The organism is Streptomyces sp. NPDC101227 (assembly GCF_044767545.1).
Lineage (GTDB): Bacteria > Actinomycetota > Actinomycetes > Streptomycetales > Streptomycetaceae > Streptomyces.
In genome coordinates this window covers 389628-402138 of record NZ_JBIWOD010000001.1, presented here as the reverse complement: position 1 = coordinate 402138, position 12511 = coordinate 389628, and the positions used below count along the sequence as shown (strand labels likewise).

The 12511-nt window shown below is 72.9% G+C and carries 12 protein-coding genes; 4 read left to right on the top strand and 8 right to left on the bottom strand.

Features of this window, described 5'->3' with window-relative positions; genetic code table 11:
• The first annotated feature begins 71 nt into the window (after positions 1-71).
• The gene (locus tag ACIRPT_RS01770) at positions 72-983 is read left to right on the top strand and encodes a hypothetical protein (RefSeq protein ID WP_403820634.1); all 912 of its coding nucleotides are present in this window, start codon (positions 72-74) and stop codon (positions 981-983) included.
• Positions 984-987: 4 nt separating this feature from the next.
• Here the strand turns inward: ACIRPT_RS01770 and ACIRPT_RS01765 are convergent, their stop codons facing one another.
• Genes ACIRPT_RS01765 through ACIRPT_RS01745 form a run of 5 tightly spaced genes read right to left on the bottom strand, consistent with a single transcriptional unit; the run spans position 988 to position 7008 of the window.
• The gene (locus tag ACIRPT_RS01765) at positions 988-2031 is read right to left on the bottom strand and encodes a 2-hydroxyacid dehydrogenase (protein ID WP_403820631.1); all 1044 of its coding nucleotides are present in this window, start codon (positions 2029-2031) and stop codon (positions 988-990) included.
• A gap of 29 nt (positions 2032-2060) precedes the next feature.
• A complete protein-coding gene (locus tag ACIRPT_RS01760; RefSeq protein WP_403820628.1) occupies positions 2061-2687 on the bottom strand; it encodes a histidine phosphatase family protein in 627 nt (208 codons plus the stop codon).
• Positions 2684-4183, bottom strand: a complete 1500-nt coding sequence (locus tag ACIRPT_RS01755) for an FGGY-family carbohydrate kinase (RefSeq protein ID WP_403820625.1) — start codon at positions 4181-4183, stop codon at positions 2684-2686. Before ACIRPT_RS01755 ends, ACIRPT_RS01760 begins: the two co-directional genes overlap by 4 nt.
• On the bottom strand, positions 4176-5702 hold the full coding sequence (locus ACIRPT_RS01750; RefSeq protein WP_403820622.1) for an FGGY-family carbohydrate kinase: 1527 nt from the start codon (positions 5700-5702) through the stop codon (positions 4176-4178). Before ACIRPT_RS01750 ends, ACIRPT_RS01755 begins: the two co-directional genes overlap by 8 nt.
• A gap of 13 nt (positions 5703-5715) precedes the next feature.
• Entirely contained in the window at positions 5716-7008 is a 1293-nt protein-coding gene (locus ACIRPT_RS01745) for an MFS transporter (RefSeq protein ID WP_403820619.1), read from the bottom strand.
• Between the two features lie 348 nt (positions 7009-7356).
• Between ACIRPT_RS01745 and ACIRPT_RS01740 the strand changes: the two genes are divergently transcribed.
• Positions 7357-8139, top strand: coding sequence for a DeoR/GlpR family DNA-binding transcription regulator (locus ACIRPT_RS01740; RefSeq protein ID WP_403820616.1), 783 nt, complete (start codon positions 7357-7359; stop codon positions 8137-8139).
• Between the two features lie 205 nt (positions 8140-8344).
• Here ACIRPT_RS01740 and ACIRPT_RS01735 read toward each other — a convergent pair whose 3' ends face one another.
• Positions 8345-8752: an acyl-CoA thioesterase gene (locus tag ACIRPT_RS01735; protein WP_403821755.1), complete on the bottom strand. Its 408-nt coding sequence runs from the start codon at positions 8750-8752 to the stop codon at positions 8345-8347.
• A 197-nt stretch (positions 8753-8949) separates the two neighbouring features.
• A complete protein-coding gene (locus ACIRPT_RS01730; RefSeq protein WP_403498097.1) occupies positions 8950-10179 on the bottom strand; it encodes a S1 family peptidase in 1230 nt (409 codons plus the stop codon).
• Positions 10180-10282: 103 nt separating this feature from the next.
• Here ACIRPT_RS01730 and ACIRPT_RS01725 point away from each other — a divergent pair, with 103 nt between their 5' ends.
• Entirely contained in the window at positions 10283-10792 is a 510-nt protein-coding gene (locus ACIRPT_RS01725) for a cell wall hydrolase (RefSeq protein WP_403820613.1), read from the top strand.
• Positions 10789-10926 (top strand): hypothetical protein, encoded by a 138-nt coding sequence (locus ACIRPT_RS01720; RefSeq protein ID WP_403820610.1) that lies wholly within the window; start codon positions 10789-10791, stop codon positions 10924-10926. The genes ACIRPT_RS01725 and ACIRPT_RS01720 overlap by 4 nt, the downstream gene beginning before the upstream one ends.
• 11 nt (positions 10927-10937) lie before the next feature.
• Here the strand turns inward: ACIRPT_RS01720 and ACIRPT_RS01715 are convergent, their stop codons facing one another.
• The gene (locus tag ACIRPT_RS01715; RefSeq protein WP_403820607.1) at positions 10938-12284 is read right to left on the bottom strand and encodes a hypothetical protein; all 1347 of its coding nucleotides are present in this window, start codon (positions 12282-12284) and stop codon (positions 10938-10940) included.
• Between the last annotated feature and the right edge of the window lie 227 nt (positions 12285-12511).

Genomic DNA, 12511 nt, shown 5'->3' with positions numbered 1-12511 from the left:
TTATCGCTCCCATGCTCAACGGGTGGCGGACGATGCTTGGCGCTGCGGCCGTCCCCCGTCACATTGAGCCCATGTCCTCACTCCCCGTACTCCCCGCGGCGTTCCTGGCGACCGCCGCGATCGCCGTCCCCCTCGCCGCGGACCCCGCCTCCGCACCGTCCGCGCCGCATTCCGCGGCACACCGGGCGCACCGGGCACACAAGTCCGCAGCCGAGCGCGCCTGCACGCTGCCCGCCGGGCTCAAGGAGCTCAGCGGCCTGGGCGCGAGCACCAAACATCCGGGCATCGTCTACGCGCTCAACGACAGCGGCAACACCAACCAGGTCTTCGCCGTCGACTGCTCCGGCACCACCGGACAGCTCAAGGCCACCTTTACGCTCGGCGGCGCGACCAACACCGACTGGGAGGCGATGGCCGTCGGCCCCGACGAGACGGGGCGGCCCTCGATCCTGGTCGGCGACATCGGCGACAACTTCGCCGGCCGCGCCCAGATCTCGGTGTACCGCTTCGCCGAGCCCGACACACTGGCGAATGCGACGGTGTCGCCGACCACCTTCCGGTTCACCTACGCCGACGGAAAGCACGACGCCGAGTCGCTCCTCCTCGACCCCACGAGCCGTCAGATGTACGTGGCGAGCAAGGTGCTGGGCTCCGCGGGCAAGCTCTACAAGGCCCCGCTGCCCCCGCAGCCCGGCCAGGTCAACACCCTCACCCCGGTGCGCAACGGCCCGACCTGGACGACCGACGGCGCCTACTCCCCCAGCGGCACGTCGTACGTGCTGCGCAGCGGCGGCCCGTTCGGGCCGAACACCGGCTATGTCTACGACGCGGCCGGCACCAAGCTCGCCGAGGTCGCGCTGCCCGCCCAGCCGCAGGGCGAGACGGTGACCTACGCCGACTGCAAGACCCTGCTGGTGGGCTCGGAGAACGACAGCCAGCTGTGGCGGGTCCCGCTGCCGGCCGCGGCGACACCTGGTTGCTGACCCCTCAACCGGCCGCCGGACCACCGGGGTTGGCGCAGTGCGCCAGCGGCTCGCCGCGCAGATAGCGGCCGACGTCCCCGGCGACGATTCCCGCGGCCTTGTGCGCGACCTGCTGGCTGCCGCCCGCGATATGCGGGGTCAGGACGACGCCGGGCGCGGTCAGCAGCCGGGAACCGGCGGGCAGCGGCTCCTCGGGGAATACATCAAAACCGCAGCCGGCAAGCTGACCGCGCTCCAGCGCGTCGCAGACCGCGTCGTAGTCGAGCAGCGCGCCGCGGGCGCAGTTGACGAGGACGGAGCCGCGCGGCATGGCGGCGATCTGGTCGCGGCCGATCATTCCCTTGGTCTCCTCGGTGACCCGGGCGTGCAGCGAGACGATCCGGGAGCGGGTGAGCAGCTCGTCGAGGGAGACCTGTTCGGCGATGCCGGCCAGCGCCGCGGGGGGAACGTACGGGTCGTGGACGAGGACCTGGGCGCCCATCGCGGCGAGGACCTTTGCGACGCGGCTGCCGATGGCGCCGTAACCGATCAGGCCGACGGTGCTGCCGTCGATCTCGATGCCGCAGTTGTCGTAGTCGTAGTAGTCGCCGCGCCAGACCCCGCGGCGCAGGTCGGTGTGGGTGTCGCCGACGCCGCGGGCGGCGGCCAGCAGCAGGGTCAGGGTGTGTTCGGCGGTGGCGGTGGCGTTGCGGCCGGGGGCGTAGCAGACCGCGACGCCGTGCCGGGTGGCGGCGTCGAGGTTGGCGTTGACCGGGCCGCCGCGGCTGGTGCAGAACAGCTTCAGATCGGGGCAGTTGGCGAGGATGCGCTCGGTGAGCGGGCCGTGTTCGGTGACGCAGATCTCGACGCCCCGGAGCGCGGCGATCATCTCGTCCTCGGTGCCGGAGGCCTCGATGACCTCGGCGACCGGTCCGAAGGGGGTGTGCGGCCAGCCGAACTGCAACTCCCTGATGTCCAGTGGTGTTTCCCCTGCAGCGGCACGTATCGCCTCGGCGAAGAGGCTGGGGCGGATGAAGTGGTTGCCGGCGGCGAGGACGGTGGTGCTCATGCGGGGCTGCTCCTGGGAGGGGTGGGCGGTCAGTGGAGGGCGGGGGCCTGGGTCAGGGCGGGGGTGTTCAGGCTGAGGAGTGCGGTCCGTCCGGGTGCGAGGCGGATCTCGGTGAGGGCGCCGTTGTGCAGCCGGGGGAAGACGCGGCGGTAGTCGGCGAGGGGAATGCCGAGGAGGTGGCAGAGCAGCAGCCGGAGCAGGGTGGAGTGGGCGACGACGAGGATCCGGCCGTCGGGCTGCTCCCGGGCGAGGTCGGTGAGGCAGGCGGCGGCGCGTTCGGCGGCGTGGCGTGGGTGTTCGCCGCCCGGTAGATGGTTCTCGACCGGGTCGGCGAGGAAGGCCGCCACCCGCTCGGGGAACAGCTGCCGCATCTCGTCCCTGGTCAGGCCCTCGCCCCGGCCGAAGTCGAGTTCGTAGAGCCGCTCGTCGATGCGCGGGGTGAGGCCGCAGGCGTCGGCGGCGGGGGCGGCGGTGAGCCGGGCGCGGGCGAGCGGGGAGCTCCGGACGGCGGTGAGCGAGGCGGTGGCCGCCCAGGTGGCGAGGGCCGCGGCCTGGTCGCGGCCGCGGTCGGTGAGGGGGACGTCGGTGCGGCCGGCGTAGCGGTTCTCCGCGTGCCAGACGGTCTCGCCGTGGCGTACGAGGATGAAGTCGGTCACTGGGCGGCCCTCCTGCGGGCGTGATCGGCCACGGCGTGGTCGAGCCAGCCACGGGCGGTGAGTTCGTCGAGGAAGCGGAGGTAGAGGGGGATGTAGCGGGCGGTGCGGTCCGGTGACGGCTGGATTTCGGCGTCGATGCGGACCATGGCGGCGGCCGCGTCCTCGATGCCGACGCCGGAGGACGTGGCGGCGAGGACGGCCATGCCGATGGCGCCTTCGGCCTGTTCGGGCAGGCGTACGGGGCGGCCGAGGACATCGGCGCGCAGCCCGCACCAGTAGCGGTTGCGGGCGCCGCCGCCGGTGAGGGTGAGGGGTCCGTCGACGGGCGCGCCGAGCAGGTCGAGGTAGTCGAAGCAGAGCCGTTCGAGGCAGGCCAGGCCGAGGAGGTAGGCGTGGAACTCGGCGGCGCGGCCGGTGACTTCGCCGATGATGAAGGGCTCGGCGTCGGGGGCGCGGAAGGGGAAGCGTTCGCCGCCGGTGGAGACCAGCGGGTAGGCGACCGCGTCCGGGTCGAGGGCGGCGGCCTGCGCGGTGAGCACGTCCAGGTTCTCGCTGTGGAAGTACTGGGAGATGACGCCCGCGCCGCTGCTGGAGGCGCCGCCGGGCAGCCATCTCTCGCCCGGTCCGCGGTGGCAGTAGACGACGCCCGCGGGGTCTCGGACCAGGTGCGGGCTGGTGCCCTTGAGGACGAGGGTGGTGCCGAGCACCGAGTTCCAGGCGCCGGGCGCGAGGGCTCCGGCGCCGATCTGGGCGGCGCAGCCGTCGGTCATCCCGGCGATGATGGCGGTGCCGGCCGGGATTCCGCTGACGTCGGCGGCGTCCGCGCACACGGTGCCGAGCGCGGTGCCGGGCCGTACCACCTCGGGCAGCAGACCCTCGGGTACGCCGAGTGCGCCCATCACCTCCTGCGGCCACCGTTCCTCGATCAGGTGGTAGCCGGTCTTGAGGGCGTGGCTGGCGTCGGCGGGGACCTGCCGGCCCGCCAACTTCCAGGCAATCAGGTCCACTTGATGCAGCAGTCGGGTCCCCGGGGCCGCCGCGGCCGGTTCGTGGTCCAGCAGCCAGCGGAGTTTGGGCAGCGCCCAGGACGGCTGCATGCTGCGGTAGCCCAGCTCCTGCCAGACCGCCGCGCCCGCCTCGTTGACGGCCGCGGCCTGGGTGTCGGCGCGCCCGTCGTCGTACATCAGGCCCGGGGTGAGCGGGGTGCCCCGGTCGTCGGCGAGCAGGATCGTGCCGGAGGTGCCGTCGAGGGCGAGCCCGCGGACGCGTCGCGCGTCGATCCCCTCCAGGACTTCCCGGCAGGCGGCGGACAGCGACGTCCACCACTCCTGCGGGTCCTGCTCGTGCCGCCTGCCCTCGCGGTGACCGGTCAGCGGGCGGGCGGCGGTGGCCAGGACCTGGCCGGTGCCGTCGACGGCGACGCAGCGGGCGCTCTGGGTGCCGAGGTCCAGGCCCAGCCAGATGCCGTCGAGGGTGGGGGTGCGGGGGTCAGACACGGGTGCCTCCGAGGGGTGTGGCGACGCGGGGGCTTCCCCGCCATACCGCGCCGCTGCGCCAGCCGGCCTCCCGGGCGAGGCCGCGCCAGCCGAGGAAGTCCTCGTAGAGCGCGGTGTAGAACGCCGAGCGTTCCGGATCCGGCTGCCAACTTCGTTGCATGCGGACGTACTTGTCGGCGGCGCGGTGCATGCTGGACTCGGCACCGGTGAGGACCAGGCCCGTCAGGAAGGCTCCCTTCGCGCCGAGTTCGGTATCGCGGGAGCGGGCGGTCGGCACGCCTGTCGCATCGGCGATCAGCGCACACCAGGCGTCGCTGTTGGCGCCGCCGCCGCACAGCCGCAGTTCGCTGATGTCCGTACGGGCGGCGGCCAGCGAGTCGCGCAGGACCAGGGAGAGGCCGTCGAAGACGGCGCGGGCCAGGTCGGCGGGGGTGTGTTCCAGGGACATGCCCCAGAAGGAGCCGCGGGCGCGCGGGTCCAGGAAGGGCGCGCGCTCGCCCGCCGGGGAGAGGTACGGCAGGAACGTCAGCCCCCGGGCGCCGGGCTCCGAGGCGAACGCCAGCGCGGACAGCTCGGGCGGCCCGGGAAGATGCAGCAGTCGCGCCGCCCAGCCGAGCACCTCGGCGCCGTTGAGGGTGGGGAAGGCGCGCAGCACCCGTTCGCGGCCGCGGTAGGCGATGTTGATGCCGGACGGTTCGCCGCCGGTGTCGATCTCGGTGCGGACGATCTCGGTGCACAGCGTGGTGCCGAGGATGCTGCAGGCCTGGCCGGGGTTGACCACGCCGACTCCGCGGGCGGTGGCGGCGATGTCGTACGGGGACATCACCACGGGCAGCCCGGCGGGCAGGCCCAGCTGCCCGGCGGCCTCGCCGGTCAGCTCGGCGATGCGCTCGGACTCCCCCAGCACGGTGGGCAGCAGCCGCCGGTGGGCGTTCAGGCCGAACAGCTCGAGGATGTACGGGTCGTAGTCGCCGGTGGCGTGGTCGAGGAACGGCGCGGAGGCATCGGATTCATCGCTCGCCCGGATGCCGGTGAGGCGCAGGAAGAGCCAGCCGGCGGCGGTGAGCGAGGTGGCGGAGCGGGCGAGCCGGTCCGGGTCGTGGGCGGCGAGCCAGCTGAAGAGGGCGTTGGGCATGCCGGTGCAGGTCAGCGAGCCGTTGCGGCGGAAGGCCGCCTCGAGGACGCCGTCGCGCTGCCAGTCGGTGAGCAGGTCCCCGGCGCGGCCGTCGGACCACAGGATGGCGGGTCCGGTGGGGCGGCCGCGGTCGTCGACGAGCCAGGCGCCGTCGCCCTGGGCGGTGAAGGACACCAGCCATACGGGGTCGGCCGACCCGTCGAGGACCGCGCGGACGGTGTGGACGACGGCGCTCCACACGGCCGCCATGTCCTGTTCGGCCCAGCCGGGGTGCGGGCGCAGGACCTCGGTGTCCCGGCGGGCGACGGCGATCTCGGTGCCCTGGTCGTCGAAGAGGACGGACTTGATCACCGTGGTGCCGACGTCGATGGTCAGTACGGACATCAGTGGGGTCCTCTCACGCCGGGGCCGGGGCGGCGGCCGGGGCACCGGCGTGCGGTGCTCCGTCCGCGCCGCGCGACTCGTCCGGCAGCTTCAGGAAGAGGGCGAGGACCGTGCTCACCGCGTACATCCCCGCGAAGATCCAGACCACCCCCGCGACGCCGAGCGGCCCCACGAAGGCCGCGACCACGGCGGGGCCGACGAAGGTGCTGGCGCCCGCTCCCAGGTTGAGCGCGGCCAGCGCCTGTCCCTTGTGCCGCGGTTCCATCGTGGGCACCAGCGCCGAAAGCGGTACATATCCCGCCAGCGTAGCCCCGTAGAAGGCGGCCACCACCAGGGCGAGCGGGAAGTTGGCGCCCGCCGCGTTCGGGACGTAGAAGAGCAGCAGGGTGCTCACGGTGCAGCCGGCGCCGCCGAACCAGGCGATGGTGCGGCGCCAGCCGAAGCGGTCGCCGACCACGCCGAACAGCAGGTTGGCGAAGATATTGGTCGCGAACATCGCGCTGAGCAGATGCAGCCATTGGGTGAGGCTGAAGCCGACGGTCTTGGTGAAGTGGATCGGCATGATCACGAAGAAGCCGAACTGGGAGGCCGTATTGATGACGCGGACGACCGAACCCAGGCCGACGCGGGGGTTGCGCCACAGGATGGTGATGCTGCCGACGAGCGTGCCCAGCGGACTGGCGGTCCGGGGCTGCCTGCCGCCCCGGTCGTCCCGGACCAGCAGCAGGGCGATCAGCCCGCCCGCGGCCACCAGCACGAGCGCCGCCCACAGGGTGGCGTAGGCGCCGATGCCCGGGATGAGTCCGCTGGCGACCAGCGAGCCGAGCGTGGGCAGCCCGCCGGTGAACGCGAACCAGAACCAGCCCATGGCCGTGCCGAGACGGGCCCGCGGTGCCACCGCGGCGATCCAGACCAGGAACCCGTAGGCGAAGAGCGGATAGCCCAGGCCGCGCAGGCCGTAGGCGAGGAGCATCAGCGGATAGCTGGCCGTGGGGATGGCCAGGGCGAGGAACAGCAGCTGGAAGACGGCCCAGATGCCCAGGCCCGCCCACATGACGCGGCGCGGGCCCCACAGGTCGGAGAGCACTCCGGAGAGCCAGGCCGCGACGGCGGCGGCGATCCCGTAGACGGTGAACAGCAGCGCGACGCGGGACTCCGAGAAGCCCTGGTCGGTGAGATACGGCGAGAGATAGCCGGACTCGACCCCGTCTCCGATCATGAAGAGGAGGAGCCCGAGGTATCCCCAGAGGAGGGTCGGCGGGATGCCCAGGCGGGTTATCAGCGAACGCGACGGAGAATTCGACATCGAATCTCCCTTTCTGCGGCGGCTCGGCAGGGAGGGGCGAACGGAGCGATGGAACCGCCGGGCAGAATCGGCCGTCAATGGCCGCCGGAATGTTCGCATCGGGGCCACGACCAGCCATGTTGCGTCGCATCGGAACCGCATGTGGACACGGCTGCCGCCCCGCGTGCAGTGTTAAATCCGTGCGAACATAACGCGGCGCTTTTCACGCGACCGGGGCGCGCGGGAGGCGAAGGAGCGCGGCGGACCGTGACGGACCGCGCCGGATGACGAACGACTGCCGCGGACCGCGATGTACCACGACGCACCGCGATGGATGCGGCAGGCCGGGCAGTGAGCGCAGGGAGACCGATGGACCGGGTCGAGGCCCAGGAGGAGCGGCGGCGGCGGATGCGCGAGCGCGTCATCGCCAGCGGTTTCGTGCGCACCTCGGAACTGGCCGAGGAGTTCGGCGTCAGCCTGATGACGGCGCACCGCGATCTGGACGCGCTGCAGGCGCAGGGCTGGCTGCGCAAGGTGCGCGGCGGGGCGACCGGACTGCCGTCGGCGCAGTTCCACGGCAGTGTCGCGGAGCGGATGGCCACCATGGCGGCGACCAAGCAGCAGCTGGCGCGGGCCGCGGCGACGCTACTGGTCCCCGGGCAGACGGTGCTGCTGGACGACAGCACCACCTGTCTGCTGCTGGCCCATCAGGTGGCCGAGCACACCCCGCTGACCGTCATCACCAACTCGCTCCCGGCGATCACCACCCTCGCCAAGGAGCCCGGCATCTCGCTGATCACGCTGGGCGGGGCCTACTTCCCGGCGTATGACGCCTTCATGGGCCTGCACACCGCGGACGCGGTACGGGCCTTCCGCGCCGATGTCCTGTTCCTGTCCACCACGGCCGTCATCAACGGCCGCTGCTATCACACCTCGCCGGAGACGGTGCAGGTCAAGCGGGCGATGATGGAGAGCGCGGCGCGCCGGGTGCTGGTCGCCGACCACACGAAGTTCACCAAGGACGGGCTGTACGCGCTCGCGCCGCTGACCGACTTCGATCTGCTGATCGTGGACGACGGCCTGCCGGCGGAGCAGATCCGCACGGTGCGGGCGGGCGGCACCGAGGTGATGGTGGTGCCACAACGGCCTTGAGCGGCGGCATCGAGCGACGGCCCTGAGCAGTGACCTTGAGCGGCAGGCTGTCGATCACCGTCGATGACGTTGGCGCGCCGCGGGAATACCCGCCCCGGCCCACCGCGTTGTGGCCCCGCAGGGGGCGCTTGCATCCCCTAGGGGATCTGTTCGCCCACCCCTTAAGGCTCAACCCCCCACAGCCCAAGCCCCCTTGGGACCGGGCTCACCCCAGGCCCAGCGCCGCCGGCTCGGCGGCCAGCTCGCGGAAGGCCGCCCGGGGGTCCGGGAACAGTTTGCGCTTCTCGAGGTCCAGCAGGCCGCACACGGCGCTCAGTTCGGCGGCCACCGTGCCGTCCGCCTTGGTTACCGTCTGCTCGATGACGAAGGTCTTGCCCTCGCCCCAGACGAACGCGCAGCTGACCTCGACCTCGTCGCCGGCCCGCAGTTCGCGCCGGTAGCGGATGGTCGTCTCGACCGTCACCGGGCCGATGCGCCGGTCCACCATGGCGCTCTGCCGGATGCCGCAGGCCTGGAGCAGCGACCAGCGGGCGTGCTCGGCGTACTGGAGGTAGACGGCCTGGTTGAGGTGGCCCTGGGTGTCCGTCTCATAGCCACGGACGGTGATGCCCACGGTGAAAGGCGTCGCGCCGTCCCCCGCCTCCGTCGCCCCGGCCGTATCCGTCGCATGCGTCGCGTCTGCCACGTTCTCTCCCGCTCCCCCGGTAGGCGCCGGCCCTCCGGGCGGACGCGTTGGACCTCATGGGCCACTCGCGTCACATGGTAGGCGCCGGGGACCGGCGGCCGGGAGTCTTCCGCGGCGGGCACTTGTCAGGAACCGCCCATCTTCAGCGACAGGTCCCATTTGGCCAGCGCCTCGTCGACCGGCTGGAAGATGGTGACGGTGTCGCCGCCGCCGTCGCTGCAGGTGGCGGTGCCGCCGCCGGAGTGCAGGCCGACGGCCTTCGGGGCCGCGGGCTGGGTGACGTACGAGCCGCCCGAATCCCCGGGCGCCGAGCAGGCGTTGGTGAACGACAGTCCGTCGACGATGGCGGTGCCGTAGTCCACGGTCTGCTCGGTCCGGGTGATCTCGCCGCAGTGCCAGCCGGTGGCCTCCCCGGAGTGGCAGACGGACGTGCCCGCCACGCCCTCCTGCGAACCGGTCACGGCGACCGGCTGCCCGCCCTGGCCTGCCACGTTCGGGGACAGGCGCCAGCCCGGCCCGTTCACGGTGACCAGTCCGAAGTCGCCCTCGTGTCCGATCACGCTGTGGTGCCCGCCCTCGTTGGAGGTGCCCACAAGGCTGCCGTCCTTGCCGTACGCGGGCTGGTCGGCGTCGTTGGTGCAGTGACCGGCGGTCAGGAAGCCCTCGAAGCCGGCCGCTCCGGTCACCGAGAAGCCGATGGAACAGATGCCCTCCTGGCCGGGCATCCAGCGCTCGCCGCCGATGACCGTGCCGCCCTGCTGGCGCGGCGACTGATCGCTGCGCTCGATGGTGACGGGGATGTGCGACCGGGCGGCGAGCGAGCGTACGGCGTTCTCGAAGGCGTCGGTGGCGGCGCTGCTGGCCCGGCGGTCGACGCGGACCACGACGCCGTTGGCGCGCTCGTCCACGCCCCAGCCGGTGACGCCGGCCACGCCGTCGCCGGCCCTGGTGCCGATCTGCCGGACGAGTTCCATGAGCGCGGCGCGGCTGTGCTTGACGGTCTTGGGCAGCGCGCCGGCGGCTCGTACGCGCTCCGCGTCGGTGGGAACGGTGACCGCGACGATCAGCTTGCCGACCGTCTTGTCGAACCACATGCCGGCCGGCGGCGCGGTGAGCACCCGGCGGACCGCGACGGCGGCCCGCTGCGCCTCGGCTTCCTGGGCGAGCCGGGTGCGGGCCTGGTCCGGCGTCAGCCCCAGGTCGCGCCGCATCGCGTCGAGCATGCCGCGGGGCGAGGGCTGGGGCGTGGGGTCGGGCTGCGGCGCGGCGTGCGCCGGACTGAGCGGGCCTGCGGCAGCCACGACGGCGGCCATGGTCGCGCCCCAGAGAGCGGCCTTGCGGAAGCGGCGGTGCATCGGGGATCTCCTCGCGGGGTCGAGTACGCGTCGATACCGTTCTGCCGAGCCTCGTCGACCTGACGGCGTGCGGCATCGGGAAGATCCCTTGCATCATGACCGGATGGCATCACCTTCTTATCGTCAAATCCCCGTCCCCTGCGGCGAGGAGGCCCTGGCGCGCCTGCCGGAGGTCTTCCGCAACGTCAGCTACTCGGTCGCCCGCCATCCGGGAGCGGGGGCACCTGAATGCCCGTCACCCGGCGGGGACCCGGCCGCCGGTCTCGCCGGGGGCGCGAACTGCCAGCGCTACGCCTATGCCGTACTGCGGCATTTCGGGCTGGTGGTCCCGCCGCTGCGGTCGGCGGAATTGTGGGCGGACGAGCTGGCGACCGTGCGCGTCGAGCGGCCGCGGCCGCTGGACCTGGTGCTCTTCGACGGCGGGCCGGTCGAGGGCCGCCCCGTCGGGTACGGGGCGCATGTGGGCGTCCACCTGGCGCCCGATCAGGTCCTGCATCTGTGCAAGGAGGTCGGCCGGCCCGCCGTGTGGACGTACGGGGACTTCGCCGCGCGGCCGCGCTATGCGCGATTTCTGGGCGCCAAGCGGGCGGTGGTGGCCGGGACCGAGGGGTGAGCGGCGACGACGCGCGGCGCCGGGGCCGCCGCCCGGTCCGTGCGCTCACCCCGACGGGCACGGCCGAGCGGCCGCGGGTGCACCGGGTGCAGCGGGTACTGAGCGCCGTGCGCGCGGTCGCCGCGCGGCGGTGAATGCGCGGCGGTCAGAAGCCGCCGTCGAAGCCCCCGCCACCGCCGTCGAAGCCGCCGCCGTCGCCGAAACCGCCGCCGAAGTCGTCCGGGTTGAAGTCGGATCCGGAGAAGTCGCCGCCCTCCGCTCCCGTGGGGCCGCCGAAGTCGGCGCCGTAGGCGTTGCTCGACATCATCACGTTGCCGAGCAGGGTGCCCACGAGGAGGCCGGGCAGCAGACCGCCGCCGAAGTAGCCGCCGGCCCAGGGGCCGTAGGCGGGGCCCGCCTCCCAGTAGGGGCGGTCGCCGCTCTCGGTGCGGACGGTGCGGGCCAGCGGCTCACGACCGTCGTCCAGGCGGCTCTTGTCCGCGGCGCAGACGGGTACGGTGCGTTCCGCGCCGCCGGCCGGCGCCCACTGGACGTCGACGACGGACGGGCCGTGCCGGGGGTCGAAGAAGCAGGGCAGCCGGCGCTCGGGCAGCGGCCGGCCGGTGCGGCGGGCGGCGAGGGTGGCGAGCGCGAACCGGCCCTCCTCCAGGGCGGTGGTCACCGCCTGGACGTCGCCGGGGTGCTCGGCCCGGGCCATCGCCGACTTGGCGTTCTCGTAGGCGTCCAGCGCATGGGTGTAGTCCGTGCGCATCGCCTCGTCGGCGCCGGGCTCGGCGGGGCTGAAGTCGAGGCGGTCCAGCTCCTCGCCGAAGGCGGTGATGTCCTCGTCGACGACGACCCGCAGGTCCTCGAGCGCGGCGCGTTCCGCCTCGGCCCGCCTGCGGCGGTTGCGGCGGGCGATGGCGTACGCTCCGCCGCCGCCGATCACGACCAGCGCACCGAGCCCGATGGCGGTGCCGGTGTCGAGGCCCGAGTTGTCCGCGCCGCCCCAGGAGGACGGGGCGTGGCCCATCGCCTGCTGGTCGGCGATGTCGACGAAGCTGTTGAGGCGCTGGGAGACCGTGGGGTAGTCGGAGCGCTTGATCGAGCCGACGAGGTTCTGGACGGAGCCGTGCGGCATCACCCGGGGGTCGGCTCCGGCGTTGAAGCCGTTGCCGAGCTCGACGGCGTAGACCCCGCTGATGCCGACCTTGGTCCGCAGGTCCTGGAGCAGCGTCTTGGGCGGGTACTCGGCGGCCCGCGGGAGCACCGCGACGAAGATCGGCTTGCCGGAGTTCTTGATCTTCTTGGCCAGCGCGTCCGCTTCGGCCTTGGGGAACTGGCCGGAGGCGCGGGGATCGACGTAGACCGGGCCCTGTTTGAGGGCCGCCGCGGCCGCGTCGAGGCCGCCGGCGGCGCGGGCACCGGGTGCCAGCGTCGTGACCAGCGCCAGCAGGGCGGCCACCAGCAGGAGCAGGGGGCCGAACGGCGTACGACGGGTTGCGGTCTTCATGCATATGACGCTACCCGAACCGCACTTTCAGGACATCACCGATGACGGAGGCCGCTGCACGGTGGGGGCCAGGGCCATTGGGGTGGCCGGAAAATACCTGTCGCCGGTGGAGTATCCCGTGGCCCGCGGGCCCTGTCGCGCGGGGCGTGTCCAACCAGGTGATCGCTCAGCGTGGCGTTTTTGATGATGAAATGACCGGGGATGTTCCGGCTCGTCCCTCCCCCGAG

Excerpts from the sequence above, each read along its gene's own strand:
- ACIRPT_RS01745 (WP_403820619.1), bottom strand. The coding sequence starts at position 7,008 with ATGTCGAATTCTCCGTCGCGTTCGCTGATAACCCGCCTGGGCATCCCG.
- ACIRPT_RS01715 (WP_403820607.1), bottom strand. The coding sequence starts at position 12,284 with ATGAAGACCGCAACCCGTCGTACGCCGTTCGGCCCCCTGCTCCTGCTG.
- ACIRPT_RS01725 (WP_403820613.1), top strand. The coding sequence starts at position 10,283 with ATGGCATCACCTTCTTATCGTCAAATCCCCGTCCCCTGCGGCGAGGAG.
- ACIRPT_RS01750 (WP_403820622.1), bottom strand. The coding sequence starts at position 5,702 with ATGTCCGTACTGACCATCGACGTCGGCACCACGGTGATCAAGTCCGTC.
- ACIRPT_RS01770 (WP_403820634.1), top strand. The coding sequence starts at position 72 with ATGTCCTCACTCCCCGTACTCCCCGCGGCGTTCCTGGCGACCGCCGCG.
- ACIRPT_RS01740 (WP_403820616.1), top strand. The coding sequence starts at position 7,357 with ATGGACCGGGTCGAGGCCCAGGAGGAGCGGCGGCGGCGGATGCGCGAG.
- ACIRPT_RS01730 (WP_403498097.1), bottom strand. The coding sequence starts at position 10,179 with ATGCACCGCCGCTTCCGCAAGGCCGCTCTCTGGGGCGCGACCATGGCC.
- ACIRPT_RS01765 (WP_403820631.1), bottom strand. The coding sequence starts at position 2,031 with ATGAGCACCACCGTCCTCGCCGCCGGCAACCACTTCATCCGCCCCAGC.